Raw genomic sequence first — 24,100 nt, 5'->3', positions numbered from 1 at the left:
GCTCTCTGAGTAGGGCTTCAGTCATTCAATGTCCTTAACTAAGTTCAAAAATGACTATTTTCGACCAATAATCTCATGATGACAATAATAATTTAGAGCGAGAAAGATTTATACTTCCCCGCTGGTGTTTCATACAATTCTAGGATTTTAGATTGCAGGCAATAGTCTTCTTAGACTGGTACAACCATAACCGGTGCGCTGTTAGCAGTGACTGCCCCAGTCATCGTAACAGCAGGTCCCATTGTCGCAGGTCCAACAACTGTAAAAGGTCCTGTTGTTGTCACAGCTCCTATCATAGTGATTGTAGGTGCCATCATATTAATTGATGCACCTTTTAATGAAATTGCGCCCACTGCATTGACATTGATAAGGGGACCAGCATTTACATTAATCGTCCCTGTGGTTCTAAGCATAACCGTCATTCCAGTATCAACAAAGGTTAGCTGTTGTCTCATTCTAGTTCTAACGCTAACAATAGATTGTGTATCATTTAAAATCACTTGATTTCTACCTGACGTTTTAATTTCGATCTTTTTCGATCTAGGTTTATCATCCATACGGATGCTATGCCTACCAGCAGTTTTAATTTCTATAAATTTTTGACTATCGTTGATGTCGATACGATGTCCGCTCTTAGTTTTAATATAGATTCCTGCTTTGGAACTTTTATCATCTTCCTCGACAAATTGAATTGTATGTCCTGTACGAGTTTTAATAGTGCGTACTCTCACTTTGCGGTTCTTAACAGTATTAGCAACAGTTTCAACCGTTTTGTCCTTGCCATTCCAGACACCCCCTACTATATAGGGTCGATGAATATCACCGTGTTCAAAACCGACAAGCACTTCATCATCAATTTCTGGTAAGCAATAAAATCCTCTTTTATCAGCTGCCCCTAAACCTACAACCCTAGCCCAATTGCTTTCATGACTCATAGTCAAAGTGGGGAATTTTACTTTAACGCGACCCAAACCTTTTGGATCGTTATTCTTAGTCACCAGACCCACTAATAGAGTTTGACCAGGTTGCAGATGAGTCTTGGGAGGCAATGTAGAAAGTAAGCTACCTTCTCTTAGCCCTCGAACTGTAAAACCAGTTGTATAATTCCCATGTATGTAGTGGTGACAAGTTTCTGTGACATAGTAATCACCACTATAGCGAGTTCCCATATTTTCAAGTGTAACCACTTTGCCCGGTCGAATTATAGGGTTTCCCATAGCTTTGGCATCAGCAGTCACAAACTCTCCGCCTAGCTCATTACAAAGAGCCTGAGCCATCTGTTCTGCTTCTTTTAGAGTATCTACAGGTTGATCTACCACAATCATTTTAGGAGGTTGTTGCATTTTAAACTTATTACTGATGCTGCTCCCGTCACCATTTCCCGTCACCGTAACCAACTGTTCCTTTGAGGCGGTTCCTGCGATCAACTTTTTATTACTATAATCCCAGCTATTAACCTGAACCGAACTAACTTGTTCAGCACTGGTAACTCTTACATCAAAGCTCATAAGATTATGAAGCCACTCCAAGTTGATAGAGCCTTCACGTTTGGGCTTGCGAAAGTGAATCTTATTGTCTTGAACAAAGAGTTCAAACCCTATTCTTGCGGCTCGCTCCCGCAGAAACTCCATATTGGTTTGATTTTCTTGAAAAACATAATCATGGGAGACACCACTGGCATCCAATTGACCAATTTTAATCTTTGCTTCTTGAGCAACCTTTCGTACAATATCGGTATCCGTACAGTTTAAGAAAGATCGGTTGTAGCGACCCCGATGCAGTCGATGGGAAACATCATAGCCGCGCACAATAATATGGGCTGTAGATGGAGCGACAAATTTGACTTCAATACCTGTAATTTCGCCCTCAATTAACCGCTCCTCTATTTCAACCACATCAAATTCAATATCTTCTGTCGTACCAGCCCCAAATCCAATTGTAATTTGATCGCCAATATTAAAGTAATTTTCGTTTTTCCAAGGCTTGCTGTCCTCGCTCGCAGCAACATACACATTATGGATTTTCATGACAAACATACTTGGCATATGTAAGCTTTCATCCACAACAATTTCCAGAATGTCGTCTACTAGTTCCTTTGGTGCCGACGCTCCACTCAGTTTAAGTATAGGCTTGTTTAAATAAAGGTTTTCACTATTATTTTTGCCAGAGTTAGGTTTGGCAGAATTAGGTTTGGCAGACCGAGGTTTGGAAGAGTTAGGTATGGCAGGCATTGGCAAATACTCTCAGTGTTGTTAGGTGATTTAGAGTTTGTTCTCTTAATAGGTAGAATAGATTCCTGGATTGATATAACCTTCAGCAAGTTTTAAAATTTAGTGAAGTCTTTTACCGCTTCGGCCTTGGCTTCGGCGAGGGTGGATTTTTCGACCCAGGTGGATTTTTCGACCCAGGTGGTTTTTTTGACCCAGGTGATTTGCCCCCCGACATATCTTCAGGATCGACTTCTCGGAGCGCAATATTAACGAGCGCTTTAACCGGGGTACCATCAGCTAAAAATAAAGTGAGTCGATAGTTCAAACTCGTCATAACACAGTGAAAATAGCTATCTTGCCAGGTCAAAATATAGACTGGCGGACGAGTAAGAGTAGTGCAACGGCTCGTAGCACCCTTTTTAATATTGTCAATATATTCCTTAAGAACAGATGTCTTTTTTTCATAAGTATCAAATAACAAATTTTGTAATGTAAACGAATAGGGTTCTACTCCAGAAAAATTAACTTTTGGCAATAACGTGCTTCCCCGCTGACCTATATCACTATGCCAAATTACTTGACGAGTAAAATCAAGTTCTGACGGATTAAACATGAACTCAATATCTTTGGCCTGCCCGCTGGGGTCGCTATGCACTATCAGTTTTGCTTTTACAAGTTGCATTGCGTTTTTCTCAACCTTTTAAATGTATTAAAATTACCAGGGTAAACAGCCTCCAGACCGTCCCCATCGCTCGCGCTTATAGATTAGACGGTGGTGCAAAAGCTGCTCGATTTCCTGGGTCAGCCGTTCTAGTACATCTGCTGCCTGTTCAGATTTTGAGGAAATTTGAGCGGTTGCAATCGTTTGGTGTGAAAAGATTCGGTTGCTTTGATGAAAGCCTCTACGTTCCATCTGAGAATTTAGATGCGGACTGATGCGATCGCAAACAATCTGTGCAAGTAATTCTAAATCTTTTGCTGCTTGCTGAACAGTATTGACGGTTGGAGTTAGGACTTCCTCAAGTCTGGGGTTTTGGGGTGCAAAAGTACCTGGTGGAAGCTTACCTTCCTGCTGGGTCAAGTCTTGGGTTGGCGACAGAGCTTTAGCACGTTGGTCATGGCGATCATTTATCATAAGCCAGTAAGTCTCGAATACTAGACTGTTGTGTCGATAGATGGGTTGATGTCTTCGCCGCATTACTCCAATTGAGCTGCCGCAATAGGTTATCAACACCATCGTCAGAAGCGCCGTTAGATCGCTTTGACGATTTGGACTCAATAAGGAGGTTAAGGGACTTCCAATTTACGTTCATTCCCAGGCGCTCTCAGCAAAATATCCCTTCGCATCCCTAGAGACTGCATCGCCACCAGCGGACTGCTTACTAATTTTTAAACCCTCAAAGGCTAAAGTTAATTCTTCAACTGCAACCGTATTGCCATTAGCCTCTAAACTAGGGAGTTTCCACCCCACTGGAATGGCACCAATTAGGCACCAGCTCTTCATGATATCCCCAGCTTGGTTATAGGTAACAATATTAACGTTGCGTCGTTGCGTTGTTTGCTCAAATAATTCGCTTAACCACTGTGAAAAGGTATTGTCGTCGGTTGTGCCCCGCTTTAGTGTGATATCTGAAAAACGAGTGTGTCCTAAGCTAATTCTTTGCTGATCGTTTACGCCACCCTCTTGATATACCTCTTTTTCTACGTCAATACTGATACCCGAACATTCCGAGAATGAGGCAACTGTATTTTCTTCAATTTCTATATAGAATCGGTTGGTTGTGACGTAGTTCTCAACGTTAGAATTGGATTTTTGACTACTTAAATTACTAGGTTTTTGTCCACCTCGATTACTGGGTTTTTGACTACTTGAATTACTAGGTTTTTGTCCACCTCGATTACTGGATTTTTGACTACTTGAATTACTAGGTTTTTGTCCACCTCGATTACTGGGTTTTTGACTACTTGAATTACTAGGTTTTTGTCCACCTCGATTACTGGGTTTTGGTGCAGCCATTTTATTGTCTTCCTGTACTAGAGTTACCGATTCTTTCTTTTTGAATTTTGATATCTGCGTTGAGTTGTTCGTAAACGCGATCGCATAATTGATGCATTAGCATCGGATTGTTGAGATATTGTTGAGCTGACTGTGCCAGACGGTTATACTCAAAATCTGTGTGGGTTAAGTTTGTATGACTAGAGTTTTGGGACATGGACATCACCGAATCATTGATGGGCGTTAACTTCCCAAGGACAAGCTCAGACGACCGCTACGCTAGAATGTGCGTAAGTCCATAATAGGGTGGGTAATGAAGCATGAAAACAGACAAACGTCGGGTTTCAAATCCCAAAAGGTAGTTCCTTAAAATTACTTCCAACTTTGAATCAGCATCTGGGCATCCTTAAAAAAGTGGCTTGTCTCAGAAATTTGTTCAGCCAGAGCTCGCGCATTGCGAAATTTACCATTTCTAGCCAGCTCTTTGGCAAAAGAAAGTCGACAAAGATCCAACTCCCGCAGTTTTTTCTGATACTGTTCCGGGCTAGGCGGCTCTTCTGAAACCATCACGTTATGAGTAGAACGATTGATGCGGCTTGAAGATGCCTGTTCTAAAGTCTTCACCACAGCTTGCTCCCTGCCTAGATGAAAACGAGATTGTAGTTGCTTTAGGTCAATCTTCCTCCAGATTGAATCAAAAAATTGCCCTGTGAAACTTATAAAGCGCGAGGTAAACGAGCTTGATGTCCGAAAGATATCCCGAAAAATACTTGGATGGAATAGTTGAACATGCGCCCGATTTTTTGATACAATCTCCGCAGGCATCAACACTGAAGATTGTGGCATCCTTAATTGGAAAACCGTTTGATCAAGCTCGGTAGACAATGGCCGCATTGCTTGATAAACCGTTCGATCTGCTGGATTATGAATGGCTGAGTCCGAGTATTGGACAATGGTGTTGTCATGGTTTTGAATTACAGCAACCCCAGCAGTATTAAGATTTTTAGAATCATTCTCTAAGGAAAATTGAGCAATGAGATTTGGTGTAAGGCTTACTGGTTCAACAGTTTGGGTAGGTTGGGATGAAGAACCTATCCGTTCTACCACTCCAGGTTTTTGGGGTGAGAGAGATACATGATCGACTAATACTACTGAAAAAGGATAGTCTTGGGGGCTTGGGTTCGGTAGTCCTTGCAAAATGGTATTGTCATTTCCTGCTTCTGCTTTTGGAAAAGGACTTGCGACTTGCAGGATCGTCACATCTTCAGAAATTTGTGCTGACAATGCTTCTGCGTTGATGTCAGTATTTATTGCAATCTGAGAAGGTCTGACCAATGGAGTTTTGACTGAGTGAGTCCCCATCCATTCAGGTTGGGGCGATATGCGCTCGCTCACTTCTACCTGTTCGAGTGCCTCCCGTAACTTTTGCTCTGAAGGGTTAAGATCGTTGGATGGATTCTGCATAGAGTGCTGTCTCATAATGATTAAGTGTATAGGTTAAAACATCAATAAACATTTATTTTCTAGACTTGTCGTCTAAAAAATATTGGTCGGTTTTGCAGCCTTGTGAGTGCCTATCCAATTAGCACAACGTTAAAAGAAGATAATCTCAAATTGGAATAGAGGGAGAAACACAGAAAACAAAGAGTCATACTTTTAAACAACTACTTAGATATAGACTATATAACTCTATATAAGGGAAGTTTAAAGCAGAAGAGATCAGACAGAAGTCTGATTTGATTTCCTCACATAAAGAAGGAAAATGATATTGCAGAACTAAAGGAGGGAGCAATGCGATTTTGTGAGGTCGGCTAAAAAAGGTGCGATCGCTAATCCGATTTCTCAGTAGAAAACACACATTATTTATATATTAGACAGTATTAATACGTAGAAATAATGAGATTTGATGAAGAGCGATCGCCCTCCACGGAGTTTTTGCTCCTCGGTCAAAAATAGAACTAGCCCTTTCAAGGTGTTGTGTGATGGGCAGATTTGTAGTTTGGTAAAAAGAGGTGCAAATCTGTTGGGTGGAGAAAAAATGTTGTTAGGGCAGGTATTTGAGCGGTTTGTAAAAAAGAGTCCAGTATCAGTGATGGTTCGCGGGCTTTTAGAGAAAGCACTGTGTCCCGAAACCCTGGATGAACTATTTTTGTTCGGAGTGCAAAAACTCAGTACACCCGTGAATTATTATTCTCCACAGTAGTAAATTTAATGAGCCTTGTCGTCTGTGGAGTTCACCCATCAGTACATGCAGCCCACCAAGCATCCTCTGAAGAAATAAGTGTTTCAGTGACCTTAGTCTATAACAAAATCAATGGCATTGAACCGATTACAAGTGGGGAGTTAGTCAGAGAAGTTGCAGAACAAATGGAAGCGACGATTCGGCATCTCAACGCTCCCGTACCTGATTTGCTACCAGGTTATCGAGTCAAAATTCTTGATGGGAACGCGATCGCTGCGACCGAACAACGTCTAAAAGTGTTGCGTGAGATTAGTAGCGCCCCATTGCCGGGTCAATCCTTAGATTATGTGATGCGACTGGAAACCAGGGACGGCTTGATCGTCCACTACCGTGAATACTGGAACCCGATGCCCGCTCTTAATGCGTTCGGTAACGCACAAAATTTGTGTCAATCTTTCAATCCAGACAATGCAGAATAACGCACCCAAAGAGAAAAAATATGAGAATTGTGATTGCAGCCGCATCCGGCAAGATTGGACGACGCATCGCAGAGAAAATTATCCAGGCTGGAGCCGAAACTGTTCTTCTGGCACGACATCCAGAGAAGTTGGCTGATTTAGTGGCTCAAGGTGCGACGGTGAAGCCAGTCAGCAGCGATGATACTCAAGGGTTGATCGAGGTATCAAGTATGTTCAGGTGACTATTGAATCAATACAGCAGCACCTTGCATCGACAGGAGCGACACCTGATGTACAACGAGAGCTAGGAAATCTGTTCCGCGCTCTTGGCAATCCTGACGGGGTTTACGCTACAGTCCGAACACCTGAAGCACTCACACCAACAACGTTTGAGCAGTTTGCAAAACATAAACTACTGCCAAACATCTGCTGAATGCCATTATCAATACCTCTGCTCCCCTGCTGCACTCGCTCCAGGTTCGAGATAGCTATCAAGTCTACGAATCAGTGACTTGAGGTTGAGCAAGGCGATCATCAGTCCGTTTTCTGGCGAAATCGGCGAGCAAGCGGATGAGGTGCGGGGAAAGAATGATCAGTCCATAAGGGCGGTTTGGTGGCGAAGTATTCAACTAACGTGTTGAGTAAGCTGCTGTAAGCGGAGTGCATCTCCAAAAACTTTTGCCAGGCCGATTCTGCATCCTTTAGCACAAAACCCGCCTCTGCTAAACTTGCCCGTGACTGCTCAAATTGTTCGCGATCAACTTCGAGTATGCCGGCTTTGGGAAGTTGAAACAACTGATGCAGATCCAGAACAATACGACAGCCCATTCGGTGCATCAAATACGCTCGACCGCTATGCTCAGTTTGCACGGTAGTAAGCAACAGCGTACAAGCGTCGAGCATTGCACCGAGTGTACTAATCCAGGAATCATCTTCCAGAGTCGAGCGAAAAAACGACAGAATCGGATACGCGCGATGGCTCTCCAAAATTTCGGCTGCCCAAACTTCCCAATCCCCAATGTCACCAGGCAGTTGGTCAAGAATCTTTAACCGAGCATAAGTTTCCAACAACGTCACCCCCGATGGAGGACTGCCAGCCCGGGCCTCGACGAGATTGACAAAAACTTCCCGATGCTGTAAAGAACTGTAGAGTGAGAATAAAAACGCGATCACAAGCGACATCACTGCCAATCCCGATCCTGCTGCCGCCAGCATCACCACCCGTGCAATCCCTACGGAGACAAAATCACCAAATCCAAGGGTGAATAGCGAGGTTCCTGCTACGTAAAGGGCACTACCAAAATCTCGAATCGCAGGTTGGATGGAGTCTTGCAGAGCGTACAGGATCAGTCCGTATCCAAAAATCAATACAATCACCCAAACCGTGAGCAGCAGCATTAATGACAACGGCGCAAATATTCCCAATAAATACTCCTGCCGCTTGCCGGCGTGCAAACTTAGTTTTCGCCACGGCAACCAAAATAATCTGATCAGCAGAGATGAAATCCTAAACGTGCGCGGCGAACGACGAGGAACGATCACCACCTGAAACACATCAAACGACACAATCACAATGATTAAGATACCGATGCTTGCCTCACATATCGCCATCGTTTGATTGCCTGAGTCGGAACTTTTACCTTTGACAAAAATTGTAAACTATGCATAGCCAGATTTTGGAAGATTCTGACTCAAATGGCAGGCTTGAAAAGCTCTAAACTATGTACAATAAGCACTACAGCTTTCTCTTCCCTATTGAACAGTGAACAGATGAGTAACTGACAAGGCGCAGCCCACCTTTAACATCGCTTCGCTGTACCTTGTCAGCAAGATAATGCGCTCTCACTCAATTCCAGCGATTACCTGTTGAATCAAGGTTTTTGCAAATGCTGCTGTTAAAGGTCTGTGCTTGAGTATTAAGTGATACCACATTGCACCATATAACGTATCTATGCCATAACAGTTATCGGGGAGCAACGCTCTCAAACTGAGATCATCGTGAAATGAGCAAGGGGAGTAAAGAGAAACTTTTGGTAATTTTTACTACTAAAATAGCTCAAAATACACTTATTTATTTCTCTCCCCCTGCCTAAGAACTGCCTCCCCATCTCACTGTTAGAGCATTGCTCCCGAAAACGATCTCCCGTTGGTGGACTTCTAAGGCAGAGGTTGTGATGGAGGCATACACCGAAACGTACAGTTTACACCGTACCTGTGTCGCAGATTCCTGGACTTTATCAGCTAGACTTATGGGTAGGACTGAAAACAATCGTAATGGTAGTACCTTCGACCCAGCATTGGGATAAAAGAATCCCAACCAAGAATTTTATGATTTACCAATTTCATAACTTAGTGCCATTCTACCTTTATCTATTGTGCCTCACTTGTCTTTTTAAGTGTGCATTGGCACAACCAACACTTTATCTACCCTGTTTCCATCCATACTAACTATTTCAAAGCGTAGTCCCGCCCACTCAAAATGTTCAGCCACCAAGGGAATATGCCCTAGTTGGTTGACGACAAATCCCCCCAAAGTTTGATAGTTGACACCTGCCCCTGGTAACAACTTTCTGATGTCTAAAATTTCTTTCAACTCATCAATTGGCAACAGTCCATCTAACAACCAAGACCCATCTTCACGTTGCACTATATCGGGATCAGCTAGTTCTTCACTGGTTGGGATATCACCTACTATCGCTTCCACAATATCAGTGATTGTCACCAGCCCTTGTGTCACGCCATATTCATCTACGATTAAAGCTAGGTGAGTCCCAGATTTCTTAAATAACTCTAAAAGGTTCAAAGCCTTAATGCTTTCTGGCACATATAAAAGTGGCTTTAGTAAAGCTTGCAATTCAATGGCTTCGGTTGGATTTTGGGCTAAAAATTCTTTGGTTTGCACAATACCTAATAAGTTATCAATGCTCTGTTGAGCAACTGGGAAAAATGAATGAATACTTTCAATGACTTGGCTGCGGATTTTTGACAATGGTTCATCAATATCAAGCCAAACCATCTCTGTGCGTGGTGTCATAAATGCACTGACTTGTCTGTTGCCAATGCTAAACACTCGCTCTACTACGTCTTGTTCGGCTTCTCCCAACAGACCCGCTTCATGGCTAGCTGCCACTAAAAGTTTCAATTCTTCAGTCGAATGAAGCAATTCTTCGCTACTTCCTGGTTCCAAGCCTATAAGCTTAAGAACGAAATTTCCTAAACTATTCAAAGCTTGGACAGCAGGGCGAAATATCACTAAGTATAGTTCTAAGAGATTTATAACCGCGAAGGCTGTTCTTTCCGTGCGCTGGAGCGCTAAACTTTTTGGAGCCAATTCTCCTAAGACGATGTGGAGAGACGTAATGATTGTAAAGGCAATCACTACTGATAACGTATGGGCGCTAGTTTGCGATAAAGATTTTGGCAGCCAGTGGAAAGCGGGTTCGACCAGTACTGCAATCGCTGGTTCTCCAAGCCAACCTAAGCCCAAAGAGGCTATGGTAACACCAAGTTGGGTCGCTGCTAGATAAGCATCCAAGTTATTTACTGCCCGTTGTAAAGCTTTTGCACGGGGATGAGCTTGGAGAACCAACTGCTCGACACGACTACGACGAAGCGCAACCAAGGCAAATTCAGCTGCGACAAAGAACCCGTTGGCTAGCACCAAGAAAATCACCGATAGCAATTTGCCCGCAGTAAGCCAAGTCAATGGACTGTTCATGACTATCTATTGTAGCCTTTGATCCTAATTACTACCGCGATTATTTTGTCAACGCTAATTGCTACCTATTTGCCGCCCAACTAGATAAATATGTCTATCGTTTGCCAGTGGAATTATTGCCCACTCAGGCGGGAGAGTTAGAGACAGTTGGTCGTTTGTGGCATCGGGAAAGCTTGCTATTGCCGCTGGCGCTGTATTTAGATGCCCAAGAAATTGACACTAAACCGACTACAGAAGGACAAGCACTTCCCTTGCATCGGTTTCTTACCCGCAGTGGTGGTCTACTTTTCCTTAGCACTCGTGAAGTTAGGCAAAACTTAGGTCTGCCGACAATTGTCGTAGATGTTGAAAAGCCAACACCCACGGAACAAAAAGTAACTTGGACTGAGGCGTTAGGAGCAGTCGCAGATAGTAATCCGCAACTTCTGGCGAGTCAGTTTAACCTCAATTTAGTCAAGATTGAGCAGATTTCCCAACAAGTGCTAACTGAAACACCCAACTCTGAAATCCAAAATCGTTTATGGTCGGCTTGTCTTGCTAGTACTCGTCCGCAGTTAGATACTTTAGCTCAACGCCTCGACCCCAAAGCGACTTGGGATAATATCGTCTTACCAACAGAAGAGACAAACTTGTTGCATCAAATTGCTGACCAAATAAGGCAGCGCAGCCTAGTTTATCAAGAGTGGGGTTTTCACAACCGCATGAATCGGGGAATGTGTAAAAAGGTAATGCGATCGCCTAATATCATGTTCGGATGAATATTAACACACTATCCATTCTCACTCAAAATGCGATCGCTCATGTATGGAGGTTTGATTTGGTGCGTAGGCGTAGCCCGTCGTAGACATCGCGTCATCTGACAAGCTCTTGTTGTGACATTGTAAAAAGGAATACGATCGCTTACGTAGAAATATTGATAAGCGTGCGATCGCGCCATTATTTACTGATTCAACCTGACCTCAAAGCCATCGCCACATATCGATAACTTACAATTTGAGTAAAAAGCCTTTGCGTATTATATGTGAGCCGAAACAGAACCCTATGAATTGGAAAATAGAAGAAGCGCAGCAAAAATTTTCTGAAGTAATTGATGCCGCAGTTGCAGAACCACAACTGATTTACAACCAAGACAAAGTGGTAGCAGCCGTTATAGAAATTGAAATATTTCAGGAATTCTTAGCTTGGCAGCAACAGCAGCGCCAACGTTCTCTTGCAGATGCCTTTACCCAATTGCGTCAGCTTTGTGCAGAGGAAAACTACACCATTGAAATACCCGATCGCGAAGATCGTTTTAATCCTTTTGTTGATAGCCTACCGTGACATTTCTCTGTGACACTAATATTATCAGCGAACTAGCACGCCCCCAACCCAATCCAGGAGTGTTAGCGTGGAGTACACAGGTTTCATCAATCTCCTTGAGTGTGATTACCCTAGAAGAAATCGCTTACGGGTTAGCGTCAAAACCAAATGCCAGAGTACAAAAATGGTTTCAAGAATTCCTGAAAGATAAAAATTCCAAAACAATTCCCATCACTCACCAAAAAAATACTCACTTAAATTTAAATGCGATCTCACGCAGTATAGGTTTATGAAAGATGTTGACATCAACTATTTTAAATTTCTTGGACAGTGCGATCGCTAATCTTGTAAGGACGGTTTTAAAAAGAATGCAATCGCTTATGTATGAAAGTTTATGAGCGTGCGATCGCATCATCTTCCAAGCTCTTGTAGTGACAGTGTAAAAAGGAATGCGATCACCCACGTATAAATATTGATGAGCGTGCGATCGCGCCATATTCAACCCCATCTTTTGCAAAGCAATAGTTGTAGTACGTCCTGGGATCTTAACTGGTACTGGCATACCAACAGTTAACAAAAAGAAAATTTGCATTTTTGGTGATGAGAAAAAAGTGGCGTTGCATAAATGCGGGATGAATCAGTTAATCACGAGTATTTCTCTATACTTTAAATAGTGAAGTAACAAGCGGATTGAGAATTTAAGCATATCTACTGACTTGGAATACCATCGACCACAACTGACACAAATGTGATTTTGTTTACCTCTTCGTTTACCATTTTTTCTGATATCCGTAGATTTGCAGTATGGACAATGCACAGTAGTAAATCCTAATTCATCCCTCTATTATGCAACGCCGATGCAGGTATGCGATCGGGGTCATCATGTCATATTCACGTTGCTCCCACCGATAACTATGACAATCGACTTGCTTTTTAAATTTGGATGTGATAATTTCTGCTTGTAGAAATTCGACGGTTATTCGACCAACTTACCGTACTTATTTAAGGGAGCTAACATCACAGTTAAGAAACTTCCCAATAAAAATATTCAACTACAAATGATTGTGAGACACCCCACAAAATTGGATGATTTATTCCTTGGAAATTCCTAAATAGTAGTAAAGACGAGAGTGCTGGAGTTAGTATCTAGACTCTCATTCTTATCTTTTCTCTAATAAGACTATTTGTCCCACGGCTAAGTAGGGGCAGAGGGGCAACCTTGCCCTGAGCGTAGCCGAACGGGAGCAGGGGCAGAAGAGAATAATTTTTTTATTCCCTAACTCAGTCAGGGAATTCTCCCAATCCCCACTACCCAATCTGACGATCGCAAATCTAAAATTCCAAATTACATGACTAAAGTATTCATTCTCGATGTCAACAAACAACCGTTATATCCAGTACGCATCAGCCATGCTAGGCTACTATTGTCACAAGGTAAAGCTACTGTATTCCAGAGGTATCCTTTTACTATCATTCTGAAGGAGTCCCTTTCTCATTTAAAACTTGAGCAACTTGGCTTTAAAATTCATCCTGGTATTAAAATAAATCGTAATTGAATTCTTAATTACGAATTACGAATTACGAATTACGAATTACGAATTAGTAATTAGTTAATCTTAGTCGCCTCCTAAACAGAGGAATATAGATGACGAACCACACTATTTTAGAACCGTTACCAGAAGACCAATGGTTTATTGAGAGCCAGGAACTACGATCCTTTGTAGCAACAGTGCGAGAAATTAGCGCTAGCACTGTTGACGATCGCACACAAACTCTCGCTAGACTAGAACCCTATTTTCAAGAACTCCTTGCCCAACAGCAATGGCTACCGGAAAAGTTTGCCCAAGTCAATCCCGAAAGCCGGATGGGTGGTGGTATTGGTCAATGGCTGCTTTATCGTACCAAAGACCGTTCCCTGTCAGTATTCAGTTTGGTGATTCCCCCAGGTTCCACAACTCCCGTCCACGACCATTTAGCCTGGGGATTGATTGGTTTATACAAAGGTAATCAAGAAGAAACAGTCTATCGCCGTGTAGATAATGGCGATGCCGAAGGACACGCACAATTACGAGTAACTGAAGTGCGATGGCTTCAACCAGGGGATATCTACCGCCTCTTACCCCCAGATGGTGATATCCACGCCGTCAAAACCACATCCCAGAGCGCATCTGTATCCATCCATATCTTAGGTAATGATACTGGTTGCATTTTACGTCACCAGTTCATCCCAGAATCTCACAGTGTCAAATCCTTTCGCTCTGGATATTCCAACGCTCCCTGTAAAGAGGAAGAGGAAAAAGAACATGCCCAAGTACGATAGACCACAACCCCCAGTATTCGAGCAAGTTGAAGACGAACGCCTGCACCGTAAGCAACGCCTCGCCGCTGCCTTTCGCCTGTTTGGTAAGTTTGGGTTCAGCGAGGGAATCGCAGGCCATCTTACAGCTCGTGATCCGGAGTTTACAGACCATTTCTGGGTCAATCCATTAGGAACATACTTCGGTCATATCCGAGTTTCTGACCTGATCTTGGTTAATAGAGAAGGTGAGGTGGTTAAAGGTGATGCTGAAGTAAATCAAGCTGCTTTCGCCATCCATTCTCAGATTCATGAAGCTCGACCTGATGTAATTGCAGCAGCTCACGCCCATTCACTTTATGGTAAAGCCTGGTCTAGTTTAGGTCGTCTCCTTGACCCCTTGACTCAAGATTCCTGTGCTTTTTACGAAGACCATGCGCTATTTGACGATTTCACAGGGGTGGTTTTAGAAACCTCTGAAGGTCTGCGACTGGCGCAAGCCTTGGGGTCAAATAAAGCCGTAATTCTGCGTAACCATAGCATTTTAACTGTGGGACATACGGTAGATGAAGCTGCCTTTTGGTACATTAGCTTAGAGCGATCGTGCCAAGCCCAACTACTAGCTGAAGCTGCGGGTAGACCGACTACGATCAAACACGAAACAGCCCGTTTAACACAAACTCAAGTGGGGTCACATGTAAGTGGGTGGTTCAGTTTCCAGCCCCTTTACGACCGGATTGTGCGTGAAGAACCTGATTTGTTAAATTAGTGCTGTGTTTTTTGGCATTGGCATAATAGGCGGGAAAGTTTCCAGTTAACCTACTTCCCGCTATTTTGATGTCAATTAAACCTAAATTTATTTATATACTCCGATAAACCTATAGGTTTATAGTACTACTATAGTTCACAAGAATCATTTTGATGATTAATCAAATCTTTAGTCGTTTTATTGCCAAGTGGATATCGTTGATAAAATTCAGGAATATCCCCTTTAACAACCAACATAAATTATTCTTTTCTTCTCCTTTACCAATAGTGGGGGCTTTTGTTACAGGTCTTTGTCTGAGCTTGCTATTTGCTGCTTGTTCATCGACACCGACTGTTAATGCACCTAATCCCAGTACCACATCTCAGGGTAATTCTGCTGACAGTAAAGCAACAGTGGTCAGATTTGGCTATCAAAAAACGACCGTTTTGCTGAGAACTAAAGGTGTTTTAGAAAAGCGTTTAGCACCAGAAGGTATCACTGTACAGTGGACTGAATTTCAAGCGGGGCCGCAACTACTAGAAGCGATGAATGTGGGTAGCATTGACATCGGCCCTGTGGGAGAATCACCGCCAATATTTGCCCAAGCAGCGGGGACATCACTAACTTATGTTGTTGGTATTGCGGCTACTCCAGCTAGTTCAGCAATTCTTGTTCCTCAAAATTCACAAATTCAAAAAGTTGCTGACCTGAAGGGCAAAAGAGTTGCCTTTCAAAAAGGATCTAGTGCCCACTTATTATTAGTCCAAGCTTTAGAAAAAGCCGGATTAAAATATACAGACATTGAACCGAAATATTTAGCTCCGGCTGATGCCCGTGCTGCATTTGTGAAAGGAAGTGTAGATGCTTGGGTAATTTGGGACCCATTTTATGCAGCGGCTCAAGAGGCAACTAAAGCCAGAGTCCTAATTGATGGCACAGGAATTAATAAACAGGGAGGATATTATTTGATGACTCGCAAATTTGTCACTGAGAATCCCCAAACTGTCAAGGTAATACTGGAGGAAATTCAAAATCTCGAAGAATGGTCTAAACAGAATCGAGAAGAAGTAGCAAAAACTCTTGCACCTGTGTTAGGAATTGATTTAGAGACGATGAAAAAAGCAACTAACAGGCGGACTTTTGGGATTGTACCAATTGACGACAATCTGATAAATCTACAACAAGGTGTTGCAGATACATATTATAAATTGAAGCTAATTCCCAAAGAAGTAAATGTGAAGGATGCAGTATTGACAAAAGAAGAATACGCTGCATTTTCACCAAAATACTTAAATTAGTACAATGAATCGGGTGTAGGGAGATACATCTGTACATCCCTACAAATGAAATTGGTGTTAGGAATAAAACAACTGACAATTTTTGAATTTTGAATCCTGGAATTGATTATGACTAATCCTACAGAATTACTGCGATCGCGCTACGGTGAAATTCCCTTCAACCCCGAAATTGAATGGAATGATTCTTTAACAGCACTATTATCTCACCGTTCAATTCGGTCTTATCTATCCGATCCTCTACTACCGGGAACTCTGGAATTGCTAATTGCAGCCGCCCAATCTGCATCTACTTCCTCTAATTTGCAAACCTGGAGTGTGGTAGCAGTGGAAGATCAACAGCGCAAAGAGGAATTATCCAAGCTAGCGGGGAACCAAGAACATATTAAGCAGGTTCCTTTGTTCTTGGTTTGGTTAGCAGACTTGGCGCGTCTAAGTCACGTTGCTGACAGTCGCGGCATATCTCATGATGTACTGGAATATTTGGAAATGTTTGTGATGGCAACAATCGATGCAACATTGGCAGCACAAAACGCCGCAGTTGCAGCTGAGTCACTCAGTTTGGGAACAGTATATATTGGCGGAATCAGGAACCGCCCGCAAGAGGTAGCAGAGATATTGAATTTGCCCTCCTCTGTGTATGCTGTATTTGGATTGTGTGTGGGCTATCCGAATCCGGAAGTAGAAGCGGCGATTAAGCCGAGGTTGCCCCAGTCAGCGATACTGCACCGTGAAACCTATAAATTGGCAGAACAAGAAGAAGCGATCGCTCACTACAACGACATCATCAAAGAATTCTATACTGAACAAAAGATGAATGTTGATGGCGATTGGTCAGAACACTCAGCCCAGCGCATCGCAACTGTTGAGGCTTTGAGAGGACGCGATCGCTTGCGTGAAGCTCTCAATAATCTCGGCTTCAAGTTACTGTAAATTAAGAATAATCAAGATTATGGATTTGCAACTCCGTGGCAAAGTCGCCTTAGTGACAGCTGCTAGTAAAGGTTTGGGCAAAGCTACAGCGAGGCAATTTGCCCGTGAGGGTGCAAAAGTTGCCATCTGCGCCCGCAGTGAGTTAATTGACAAAACTGCTGCGGAGATTGCCAGCGAAACAGGTACAGAAGTACTATCTCTGCGTGCAGATGTTACTAGTCAAGCAGATATTGAACGGGTAATTAACGCCACAGTCGAAAAATTCGGCGGGTTGGATGTTCTCGTTACCAACGCCGGAGGCCCACCTGCTGGCACTTTTGACGATATCGATTTGGCAACTTGGGAAACTTCGATTAACTTAACTTTGCTGAGTGCGGTACGTCTGATAAAGTACGCTTTACCTCACTTACGCCAATCTATCGCACCAGCAATTTTGACCATCACCTCAACCTCAACTAAACAACCAGTTCAAAATCTGATTTTATCTAATTCCATTCGATTAGCAGTGATTGGTTTAACGAAAACTCTCAGCCAAGAACTGGGTAGCGATAAAATTCGCGTCAACAGCATTCTACCAGGCTGGACATATACAGAACGGGTAGAAGAATTGATCGATGCCCGCATTACTAAAAGTGGTGAAACCAAAGAAGCAGAAATTGCTAGAATCAATGGGACTGTTCCTTTGGGTCGTATCGGGACACCAGAAGAGTTTGCCAATGTTGCGGTATTTCTGAGTTCACCAGCAGCCTCATTTGTGAATGGAGTCATGCTGCAAGTAGATGGCGGAATTATTCAAAGCACATTTTGAGCGGCTTGATTAATAAAAAATAATCGGCGGCAATATTGTTACCGATCATATCATTATCATTAAAGTAACAGAGTGCAGTACTTCGGCTACGCTCTGTTACCGAGGAACTGAGGAAAGGGGTTTTTGGGCTTGTGACACTACGAGTATAAATTCTCTGTTGAGAAATTCAATTCATCTCTGGGATTACCTTTTAAAGAGCTATTACCAAAGTCTGCAATTAGACAAGCAATATTTGAGCTAAAAATTCAGTATAAAAAGCGATGAGTTGAGCCGTTTATAACTTTGTGGGCATTTTTATCTCAAGTTTTAGATACTGAGCTTAAACCACAGGCTTTTCGGCTTTTCAAGCGTACCATTCACCTGGGACACCTTGCTACGGCACTGATACTTCGCTGCCGTCTGGGTTGCTCTGGAATGTCCAGGTACCACCTGATCGGAAGGTCGAACCTGTGCCAAAGGTGTCCTCCATATACTGCATGTAGGTGACTAAGCCATTCTTCACCTTCGCCAGGACAGAGAAGGGAGAGATGAACGTTTTATCGAGTTTCACTGAATGGACGGTGAAGCTGCCGAAGACAGCGACGTTCTCGCCCTCGCCAAATATCTGCTGAATATCGAACGCCTCGATGTTCCAAAAGGTATTGAGTTCCTGGAAAACTTTGAAGACGCTGGCCGGACCATCTTTGTGCGTGCCTGCCCAAGGCATAAGCTTTTTCAGGTCGGGATTATCGTAGCTGAGTGATACGTAAATGGCATCGGGGGAGACGAGTCGGTTGACGACCTCAGCGTTGGTGGGGTCTTTGAGAAGGGCTTGGACGATTTCTACAGGTGTACTAGACATACGTGTTCCTATAAGGCTGCTTATGCGAACTTGATAGTCGGGTTTGATGGTTGTGAGGCTTATTTAACAAGGACTCAAGATTTAGATCCAAGCTCAACTATTGGGCAGAAACGCCAACACTGGGGATCACTCCTGAGTTGAAAGCGATATGTTTGTACTCTAGGAATTCATCGATCGCCGTCAGACCATTCAGCCTGCCGTTGCCGCTGCGCTTGAATCCGCTATACTTGATTCTAAATTTCTTTGATTAAGTTGACGATACCATGATTTTCTCCTATGAACCCTATGGATGTTTGAAACTGCCGTTGCGTCAAAGGCGCTCTTACCGAAGTCGGCGGACGAAGTGGAGGTCGAGGCCGGATAGTGGAGCGCCGACCTCATGTATTGCACCACCCGTTGCGAGGGAACCGAGATCAACCGCGACCAAGCCGGTGCTGTTGATCAACTCCATCACCAGCTGTTTGGCTTCGTGGTCGTCGCCGGAAGTGAAGATGACTGTGCGGGGTTTGTTCGGTGAGAAATCCTGTATCCAGGCCATTGGCATGTTGCTGATCGATTTAACGAGCCGCGCGCCAACTGCCATCTCAGCAACCATCTCGCTAGAGGTGCGCTCCTTCAATGCAGCACGCGATCTGGTTACGCCAGCCAGACTAATGTCCGGCACAGCGTCCACATGTGCGTTCGTTGCATCGATCAGGATGCGGCCTCGCCAATCAACTCCCTTTAGAGCATCGTCCACACGGACCCAATTCGTGGCAAGAATGACGATGTCGCATTCGGCAGCCTGTTGCTTCGTCCCCGCGATCGCGCCTGGACCCAGATCAGCAACAAAATCAGCAAGCGTCTCCGGTCCTCTTGAATTTGATACGACTATGCTGTGACCAGCGGTTAACAAATGACGGCCAAACGTACCCGTGACGGTACCGGCGCCTATAAAGCCTACTTTCATGACTAATCTCCTCTCTTGCGTTGGACTTGCGAACGAGCTTGCCGTTCAAGTGACTGCTGCAATCAGCCGAGCTTGACCAGATTCTGAAATAGAAGGCCGCCAGGACGCCCGCCTAGAACATGAAGGGGTACGCCGCCCTGATCGAGGCTTCCGAGTTCGACTGGAGCAAAGCCAAGCTGATTTGCTACGGCCGCAACGGTCGCGCTGGCATCGGCGTCATTGCTCGATACGAACACGGTCTGCCGCTGCCCCTCCACGAACGGATTCGTTCCAAGCTGTTTCGCGGGCAGATGATTGAAGGCCTTCACGAGGCGCGCTCCGACAAACGCTTTGGATACGACTTCAGTAGAGAGGAGACCTCCTAGCTCTTCCGGAGCAACATCAAAAGCATTCGTGACGTCGACAACGATCTTGCCGTTCCACTGCTTGAGTTGCTTCGCCACCTCCTTGTGAGCCGGAAATGGGACAGCGAGGAAGATGATCTCAGCATCAAAGGCGTCTTGAATGGATTGGGGATGGACGCTCTTACCGAGTTCTTTCTTCAAAGACGCAAGCGTCTCAGGTCCACGGGTGTTTGCGATTCCGACTTCGATATTCTTACGCGCGAAGGTGCGTGCGAGCGCGATACCAATGTTGCCGGAACCAATAATGGCGTACTTCATAAAGAATCTCCAGTCGCTCAGCGCGTGCTGACCATTGTTGAGGGTTATTTGTTGTTATAACTGACACGATGAATCGTAGAGTCTCGTGCGTCAGCCTATTTGAAATTGGGATAGTGACAGAGGAGTTAGCCGGATTCTTACTTCGATACTCCATCTTTTTATCAAAATAGTCGATTTTCCAGTACATTTACCTTACCGTTTCCAGCAATTTTCCCAGCAAGCTTTTTCAAAAGTCTGACTATCAGGACGCTTTGAAGGTGATGTCTGCCTGATCGAGGAAGGGCTGGAACAGGTCTACCGGCCAGTTGGGATCGCTCTTGGAGGTGCGCTCCAGACACTTCCAGACGCCATCGCGACGTTCAAAGATGTCGTCGTAGGTGCCAGTCGAAACGGTTCCGACGTGTTCAGCCTTCCAGGACACGAACCATCGCCAGTGCGCTTCGGCCCTGTCACCCGATCCGGAAATTTCAAACGCGCCCATAGAGTGGAACCACTTGTCCATCGGGAAGACGCTGTGTGCGTAGTCGAACATCTGCTTCATGCCTTCAAAACCCTCGAAAGTTGAAGTACGTAAGTCGTTGACGTGGAATTTGGCCTCCGGCCAGTAAAGGCGGTTGTAGAGGTCGACCTGCTCGCGCCCCCAACCCTTGTCGATACATCGCTGATGCATGTTCAACTGCTCGAAGATAGTAAAGCGGTCGATCACCGTGAGTTCGTTGTTCTGAGACATTGAAATTCTCCTCTACGTTGAAATTCTTGCGGGCGGTCGACGAGTTGATAGTGTTCTAGATTTTTGTTAAGACTCTTGAAACGTCCAATGCATAGATTCTTCAGGCGAAGAGCAACGAATATAGAACACCACCCTTTGTTGGTTCAGCCATAGCTATTTCCTTGCCTAGCTAGTTGATGCTGCCGTCTTCCTCAAATTACATTCATTTCTCATCGTTGTACAAGTATCATTTTGTTGATGCTATGTTTCTTTTTAGGAAACTTTAGAACTACGATGGACACCTTAACGAGCATGAAAGTATTGCTTCAGGTGGTGGAATCGGGAAGTTTTGTGGCAGCCGCCGAGCGGCTCAACTTATCCACAGCCATGACCAGCAAGCATGTGATGCACTTGGAACGAAACCTTGGGGCACGTTTGTTGAATCGAACCAGCCGACACTTAAGCCTAACCGAGGCAGGAACGGTCTATTATGAGCAATGCCGGGAAATGCTTGATAAATTGGAAATGGTGGAGGCAGCGGTGAGGCAATCAGCCGTCGTCGCGCGTGGCGTACTCAAGATCAGCGCCCCAGTTTGGTTCGCTAACCCGTTATTCACTAAAGCCTTGGCGAAGTACCGCTCTCGCTATCCAGACGTTTTGCTAGACCTGAATTTGAATGATCGGGTGGTGGACTTGGTGGAAGAAGGATTCGACTTGGCGTTACGTGTCACGACTGAGGAACCCGCTTCTTCACTGATCACGCGACGCATTTGCCCAATTCAATTCATATTGGTCGGCTCAGATGACTATTTGCAAAGAAATGGATACCCAAAAACTCCCAGCGAACTGTCAAAGCATCTAAGCATCAGCTATTACTACTCGCAGTTTGCCGATGAGATACTCTTTGAGGGTTCTAACGGGCGGGAGACTGTCAAACTGCCAGTCTCCATCCGCTCCAACAACACTACCATGCTGTATCAGGCGACCCTAGCCGGTATGGGGTTGGCGGTTTTGCCAAAGTGGTTGATTGAAGATGATCTTACCAGCCAACGATTGGAGGTGCTGAAGCTGGACTACACGTTGGCAACCTCATCTCTTTATGCTGTCTATACGAATCGGCGATACCTATCACCCAAAATAAGGACTTTCGTAGATTTTCTAGCTGAACATTTTTCTGGCATCACCGAGATGGAAAACAACGTTTGAGATCAAAGCATCCCGAATGTGAAAGAGGGTTCAGCGGCGAATGGCACGCTTATTTTCGCCAAATACATAAGGTATATGGATGAGAGACTGTAAGGGAAAGAATTAAGAACTAAATAATAATACTCACAAATCAACTACTTCCCTTACACCCCATCACCATGCAACCCCTACACAAACACCCTGACAGGGGTTTCACGTTTTGCTCCTGCCTCCTGCCTTCCTCGATAAAAACTAACTTTGATTACTTTCATCATTTTTTCAATTGTTCTAAAGAAACAGCAATCGATATCATAATGCTGTTACATCTTTGTTAAGAATAGTTACAACTTCTTAACACAAGGAAATATTGATTATGGTAGTCTCACTTGAAAAGAATGCACCACATCGGGTTGTTGTCGTTGGTGGCGGCTTTGGTGGACTGTATACAGCAAAAGCTTTGAAGAAAGCAAATGTAAATGTTACTCTCATTGATAAACGTAACTTTCACCTATTTCAGCCGCTTTTATATCAAGTAGCTACAGGTGCGCTATCACCTGCTGATATTTCGGCACCATTGCGATCTGTATTCAGCAAAAGCAAGAATACAAAAGTGTTGTTGGGAGAGGTAAATGATATCGATCCAAAAGCACAAGAAGTTATTCTGGGTGATGAAGTAATACCTTATGACACATTAATTGTCGCCACAGGTGCTAACCATTCCTATTTTGGTAAAGATAACTGGAAAGAATTTGCTCCTGGCTTGAAAACTGTTGAAGATGCCATAGAAATGCGTCGTCAGATATTTTCGGCATTTGAAGCGGCAGAAAAAGAAACCGATCCCGAAAAACGCCGTGCTTTGTTGACTTTTGTGATTGTGGGGGGTGGGCCCACTGGTGTAGAATTATCCGGGGCGATCGCAGAATTGGCATACCAAACTCTCACAGAAGATTTCCGCAGCATCAACACCTCAGAAGCGAGAATTTTACTATTGCAAGGGGGCGATCGCATCCTCCCACACATTGCGCCAGAGTTATCGAAAGTAGGAGCAGAATCTTTGCAAAAGTTGGGTGTGGCTGTCTACACTAACACCAGAGTCACAAATATTGAAAATAGCACCGTTACTTTCAAGCAAGGCGATGAATTGACAGAAATTACCGCAAAAACTATCTTGTGGGCAGCAGGTGTTCAAGGTTCGCCTATGGGGAAAGCCCTAGCAAAAAGCACAGGTGTAGAGTGCGATCGCGACGGACGTGTGATTGTAGAACCGGACTTGTCTATTAAGGATTATAAAAACATTTTTGTCGTGGGAGATTTAGGTAACTTCTCCCATCAAAATGGTAAACCCTTACCTGGTGTTGCACCTGTAGCCAAACAACAAGGAGAGTATGTAGCTAAACTGATTAAACGCAGGCTTCAAGGTGAGACTTTGCCACAATTTCGTTACAATGACGTGGGTACTTTGGCGATGATTGGGCAAAATTTAGCTGTTGTAGATTTAGGCATAATCAAACTCAAAGGTTTCATTGCTTGGCTCTTTTGGCTAGTAATTCACATCTACTTCTTAATCGAGTTTGACACTAAAGTAGTAGTAGCAATTCAGTGGGGATGGAATTATATTACTCGTAATCGTCGCTCTAGATTGATTACAGGTCGAGAAAGTTTTGTAGAAGCAAAAACTGTTAACAATAGGGTGCAACAGCCTTCTGGGACACCTCTGTAACTTCAGAAATCTCACCTGATAGGACTCACAAGCTAGGTAATTCCTATACTTGCAAACTGCTGTAATTTAGTGCGATCGCGATCGCACTATA

General features: G+C 44.0%; 32 protein-coding genes and 2 pseudogenes. 16 read left to right on the top strand and 18 right to left on the bottom strand.

Annotated elements, in window-relative coordinates:
* Window positions 1-170: 170 nt before the first annotated feature.
* The 7 genes from NLP_RS15025 to NLP_RS14995 all read right to left on the bottom strand — a co-directional run bounded on the left by NLP_RS15025 (window position 171) and on the right by NLP_RS14995 (window position 5,670).
* A complete protein-coding gene (locus NLP_RS15025) occupies window positions 171-2,231 on the bottom strand; it encodes a VgrG-related protein (RefSeq protein WP_158680390.1) in 2,061 nt (686 codons plus the stop codon).
* Window positions 2,232-2,343: 112 nt separating this feature from the next.
* Window positions 2,344-2,892 carry a CIS tube protein gene (locus tag NLP_RS15020; RefSeq protein ID WP_199784830.1) on the bottom strand — a complete coding sequence of 183 codons (549 nt, stop codon included), beginning with the start codon at window positions 2,890-2,892 and terminating at the stop codon, window positions 2,344-2,346.
* A gap of 33 nt (window positions 2,893-2,925) precedes the next feature.
* Window positions 2,926-3,345 (bottom strand): hypothetical protein, encoded by a 420-nt coding sequence (locus tag NLP_RS15015; protein ID WP_104907082.1) that lies wholly within the window; start codon window positions 3,343-3,345, stop codon window positions 2,926-2,928.
* The gene (locus NLP_RS15010) at window positions 3,335-3,523 is read right to left on the bottom strand and encodes a hypothetical protein (RefSeq protein ID WP_104907081.1); all 189 of its coding nucleotides are present in this window, start codon (window positions 3,521-3,523) and stop codon (window positions 3,335-3,337) included. The genes NLP_RS15015 and NLP_RS15010 overlap by 11 nt, the downstream gene beginning before the upstream one ends.
* Window positions 3,520-4,227 carry a phage tail protein gene (locus tag NLP_RS15005; protein WP_104907080.1) on the bottom strand — a complete coding sequence of 236 codons (708 nt, stop codon included), beginning with the start codon at window positions 4,225-4,227 and terminating at the stop codon, window positions 3,520-3,522. The genes NLP_RS15010 and NLP_RS15005 overlap by 4 nt, the downstream gene beginning before the upstream one ends.
* A gap of 1 nt (window position 4,228) precedes the next feature.
* Window positions 4,229-4,423, bottom strand: coding sequence for a hypothetical protein (locus tag NLP_RS15000; RefSeq protein WP_104907079.1), 195 nt, complete (start codon window positions 4,421-4,423; stop codon window positions 4,229-4,231).
* A 155-nt stretch (window positions 4,424-4,578) separates the two neighbouring features.
* Window positions 4,579-5,670: a hypothetical protein gene (locus tag NLP_RS14995; protein WP_104907078.1), complete on the bottom strand. Its 1,092-nt coding sequence runs from the start codon at window positions 5,668-5,670 to the stop codon at window positions 4,579-4,581.
* A gap of 442 nt (window positions 5,671-6,112) precedes the next feature.
* Here NLP_RS14995 and NLP_RS34180 point away from each other — a divergent pair, with 442 nt between their 5' ends.
* Genes NLP_RS34180 through NLP_RS34940 form a run of 4 tightly spaced genes read left to right on the top strand, consistent with a single transcriptional unit; the run spans window position 6,113 to window position 7,279 of the window.
* Window positions 6,113-6,409, top strand: coding sequence for a hypothetical protein (locus NLP_RS34180; protein WP_199784829.1), 297 nt, complete (start codon window positions 6,113-6,115; stop codon window positions 6,407-6,409).
* An 8-nt stretch (window positions 6,410-6,417) separates the two neighbouring features.
* Window positions 6,418-6,867, top strand: a complete 450-nt coding sequence (locus NLP_RS34175) for a nuclear transport factor 2 family protein (protein ID WP_199784828.1) — start codon at window positions 6,418-6,420, stop codon at window positions 6,865-6,867.
* Between the two features lie 20 nt (window positions 6,868-6,887).
* On the top strand, window positions 6,888-7,088 hold the full coding sequence (locus tag NLP_RS34945; RefSeq protein ID WP_234017334.1) for an NAD(P)H-binding protein: 201 nt from the start codon (window positions 6,888-6,890) through the stop codon (window positions 7,086-7,088).
* Window positions 7,085-7,279 (top strand): hypothetical protein, encoded by a 195-nt coding sequence (locus NLP_RS34940; protein ID WP_234017333.1) that lies wholly within the window; start codon window positions 7,085-7,087, stop codon window positions 7,277-7,279. Before NLP_RS34945 ends, NLP_RS34940 begins: the two co-directional genes overlap by 4 nt.
* 101 nt (window positions 7,280-7,380) lie before the next feature.
* Here the strand turns inward: NLP_RS34940 and NLP_RS14975 are convergent, their stop codons facing one another.
* A complete protein-coding gene (locus tag NLP_RS14975) occupies window positions 7,381-8,457 on the bottom strand; it encodes a potassium channel family protein (protein WP_104907077.1) in 1,077 nt (358 codons plus the stop codon).
* A 512-nt stretch (window positions 8,458-8,969) separates the two neighbouring features.
* Between NLP_RS14975 and NLP_RS33190 the strand changes: the two genes are divergently transcribed.
* Window positions 8,970-9,152 carry a hypothetical protein gene (locus tag NLP_RS33190; RefSeq protein ID WP_158680388.1) on the top strand — a complete coding sequence of 61 codons (183 nt, stop codon included), beginning with the start codon at window positions 8,970-8,972 and terminating at the stop codon, window positions 9,150-9,152.
* Between the two features lie 86 nt (window positions 9,153-9,238).
* Here NLP_RS33190 and NLP_RS14970 read toward each other — a convergent pair whose 3' ends face one another.
* Window positions 9,239-10,564, bottom strand: coding sequence for a hemolysin family protein (locus NLP_RS14970; protein ID WP_104907076.1), 1,326 nt, complete (start codon window positions 10,562-10,564; stop codon window positions 9,239-9,241).
* Window positions 10,565-10,671: 107 nt separating this feature from the next.
* On the opposite strand from NLP_RS14970, the gene NLP_RS14965 reads away from it, so the two are divergent.
* Entirely contained in the window at window positions 10,672-11,322 is a 651-nt protein-coding gene (locus NLP_RS14965) for a hypothetical protein (RefSeq protein WP_104907075.1), read from the top strand.
* Between the two features lie 11 nt (window positions 11,323-11,333).
* Here NLP_RS14965 and NLP_RS33185 read toward each other — a convergent pair whose 3' ends face one another.
* Window positions 11,334-11,501: a hypothetical protein gene (locus NLP_RS33185; RefSeq protein WP_158680387.1), complete on the bottom strand. Its 168-nt coding sequence runs from the start codon at window positions 11,499-11,501 to the stop codon at window positions 11,334-11,336.
* 104 nt (window positions 11,502-11,605) lie between these two features.
* Between NLP_RS33185 and NLP_RS14960 the strand changes: the two genes are divergently transcribed.
* A complete protein-coding gene (locus NLP_RS14960) occupies window positions 11,606-11,884 on the top strand; it encodes a prevent-host-death protein (protein WP_104907074.1) in 279 nt (92 codons plus the stop codon).
* A gap of 229 nt (window positions 11,885-12,113) precedes the next feature.
* Here the strand turns inward: NLP_RS14960 and NLP_RS33180 are convergent, their stop codons facing one another.
* The gene (locus NLP_RS33180; protein WP_158680386.1) at window positions 12,114-12,455 is read right to left on the bottom strand and encodes a hypothetical protein; all 342 of its coding nucleotides are present in this window, start codon (window positions 12,453-12,455) and stop codon (window positions 12,114-12,116) included.
* Between NLP_RS33180 and NLP_RS34935 the strand changes: the two genes are divergently transcribed.
* Window positions 12,385-12,537 carry a hypothetical protein gene (locus NLP_RS34935; RefSeq protein WP_325034762.1) on the top strand — a complete coding sequence of 51 codons (153 nt, stop codon included), beginning with the start codon at window positions 12,385-12,387 and terminating at the stop codon, window positions 12,535-12,537. The genes NLP_RS33180 and NLP_RS34935 overlap by 71 nt on opposite strands.
* Here the strand turns inward: NLP_RS34935 and NLP_RS36100 are convergent.
* Together NLP_RS36100 and NLP_RS14950 are read right to left on the bottom strand one after the other, a co-directional pair.
* Window positions 12,501-12,587: pseudogene (locus NLP_RS36100) on the bottom strand (IS1 family transposase); the annotation flags it as partial. The gene NLP_RS34935 and the pseudogene NLP_RS36100 sit on opposite strands and share 37 nt — an antisense overlap.
* Window positions 12,585-12,680: pseudogene (locus NLP_RS14950) on the bottom strand (transposase-like zinc-binding domain-containing protein); the annotation flags it as partial. The pseudogenes NLP_RS14950 and NLP_RS36100, both read right to left, overlap by 3 nt.
* Before the next feature lie 532 nt (window positions 12,681-13,212).
* On the opposite strand from NLP_RS14950, the gene NLP_RS14945 reads away from it, so the two are divergent.
* From NLP_RS14945 to NLP_RS14920, 6 genes are all read left to right on the top strand, one after another.
* Entirely contained in the window at window positions 13,213-13,419 is a 207-nt protein-coding gene (locus tag NLP_RS14945; protein WP_104907072.1) for an RRXRR domain-containing protein, read from the top strand.
* An 89-nt stretch (window positions 13,420-13,508) separates the two neighbouring features.
* A complete protein-coding gene (locus NLP_RS14940) occupies window positions 13,509-14,183 on the top strand; it encodes a cysteine dioxygenase family protein (protein WP_104907071.1) in 675 nt (224 codons plus the stop codon).
* Window positions 14,167-14,928 (top strand): class II aldolase/adducin family protein, encoded by a 762-nt coding sequence (locus NLP_RS14935; protein WP_104907070.1) that lies wholly within the window; start codon window positions 14,167-14,169, stop codon window positions 14,926-14,928. The genes NLP_RS14940 and NLP_RS14935 overlap by 17 nt, the downstream gene beginning before the upstream one ends.
* 152 nt (window positions 14,929-15,080) lie before the next feature.
* Entirely contained in the window at window positions 15,081-16,205 is a 1,125-nt protein-coding gene (locus NLP_RS14930) for a sulfonate ABC transporter substrate-binding protein (protein WP_104907069.1), read from the top strand.
* 108 nt (window positions 16,206-16,313) lie between these two features.
* Window positions 16,314-17,135, top strand: a complete 822-nt coding sequence (locus NLP_RS14925; RefSeq protein ID WP_104907068.1) for an NADPH-dependent oxidoreductase — start codon at window positions 16,314-16,316, stop codon at window positions 17,133-17,135.
* A gap of 19 nt (window positions 17,136-17,154) precedes the next feature.
* Window positions 17,155-17,943, top strand: a complete 789-nt coding sequence (locus NLP_RS14920) for an SDR family oxidoreductase (protein WP_104907067.1) — start codon at window positions 17,155-17,157, stop codon at window positions 17,941-17,943.
* A 373-nt stretch (window positions 17,944-18,316) separates the two neighbouring features.
* Here the strand turns inward: NLP_RS14920 and NLP_RS14915 are convergent, their stop codons facing one another.
* The 5 genes from NLP_RS14915 to NLP_RS14900 all read right to left on the bottom strand — a co-directional run bounded on the left by NLP_RS14915 (window position 18,317) and on the right by NLP_RS14900 (window position 21,125).
* Window positions 18,317-18,784, bottom strand: coding sequence for a nuclear transport factor 2 family protein (locus tag NLP_RS14915; protein ID WP_104907066.1), 468 nt, complete (start codon window positions 18,782-18,784; stop codon window positions 18,317-18,319).
* A gap of 322 nt (window positions 18,785-19,106) precedes the next feature.
* Window positions 19,107-19,733: an NADPH-dependent F420 reductase gene (locus NLP_RS14910; RefSeq protein ID WP_104907065.1), complete on the bottom strand. Its 627-nt coding sequence runs from the start codon at window positions 19,731-19,733 to the stop codon at window positions 19,107-19,109.
* Between the two features lie 62 nt (window positions 19,734-19,795).
* Complete coding sequence (locus tag NLP_RS14905) at window positions 19,796-20,395, bottom strand: NADPH-dependent F420 reductase (protein WP_104907064.1); 600 nt, start codon at window positions 20,393-20,395, stop codon at window positions 19,796-19,798.
* The gene (locus tag NLP_RS36095) at window positions 20,331-20,582 is read right to left on the bottom strand and encodes a DUF3768 domain-containing protein (RefSeq protein WP_158680385.1); all 252 of its coding nucleotides are present in this window, start codon (window positions 20,580-20,582) and stop codon (window positions 20,331-20,333) included. Before NLP_RS36095 ends, NLP_RS14905 begins: the two co-directional genes overlap by 65 nt.
* Window positions 20,583-20,636: 54 nt before the next feature.
* Window positions 20,637-21,125 carry a nuclear transport factor 2 family protein gene (locus NLP_RS14900; RefSeq protein ID WP_104907063.1) on the bottom strand — a complete coding sequence of 163 codons (489 nt, stop codon included), beginning with the start codon at window positions 21,123-21,125 and terminating at the stop codon, window positions 20,637-20,639.
* 273 nt (window positions 21,126-21,398) lie between these two features.
* Between NLP_RS14900 and NLP_RS14895 the strand changes: the two genes are divergently transcribed.
* Both NLP_RS14895 and NLP_RS14890 read left to right on the top strand, forming a co-directional pair.
* Entirely contained in the window at window positions 21,399-22,310 is a 912-nt protein-coding gene (locus NLP_RS14895; protein ID WP_104907062.1) for a LysR family transcriptional regulator, read from the top strand.
* A 352-nt stretch (window positions 22,311-22,662) separates the two neighbouring features.
* Complete coding sequence (locus tag NLP_RS14890) at window positions 22,663-24,009, top strand: NAD(P)/FAD-dependent oxidoreductase (protein WP_104907061.1); 1,347 nt, start codon at window positions 22,663-22,665, stop codon at window positions 24,007-24,009.
* The last annotated feature ends 91 nt before the right edge of the window (window positions 24,010-24,100 follow it).

The organism is Nostoc sp. 'Lobaria pulmonaria (5183) cyanobiont' (genome assembly GCF_002949795.1).
Classification (GTDB): Bacteria; Cyanobacteriota; Cyanobacteriia; order Cyanobacteriales; family Nostocaceae; genus Nostoc.
Note: the sequence above shows the minus strand (reverse complement) of the source record. Positions and strands in the feature narration are given on the sequence as shown.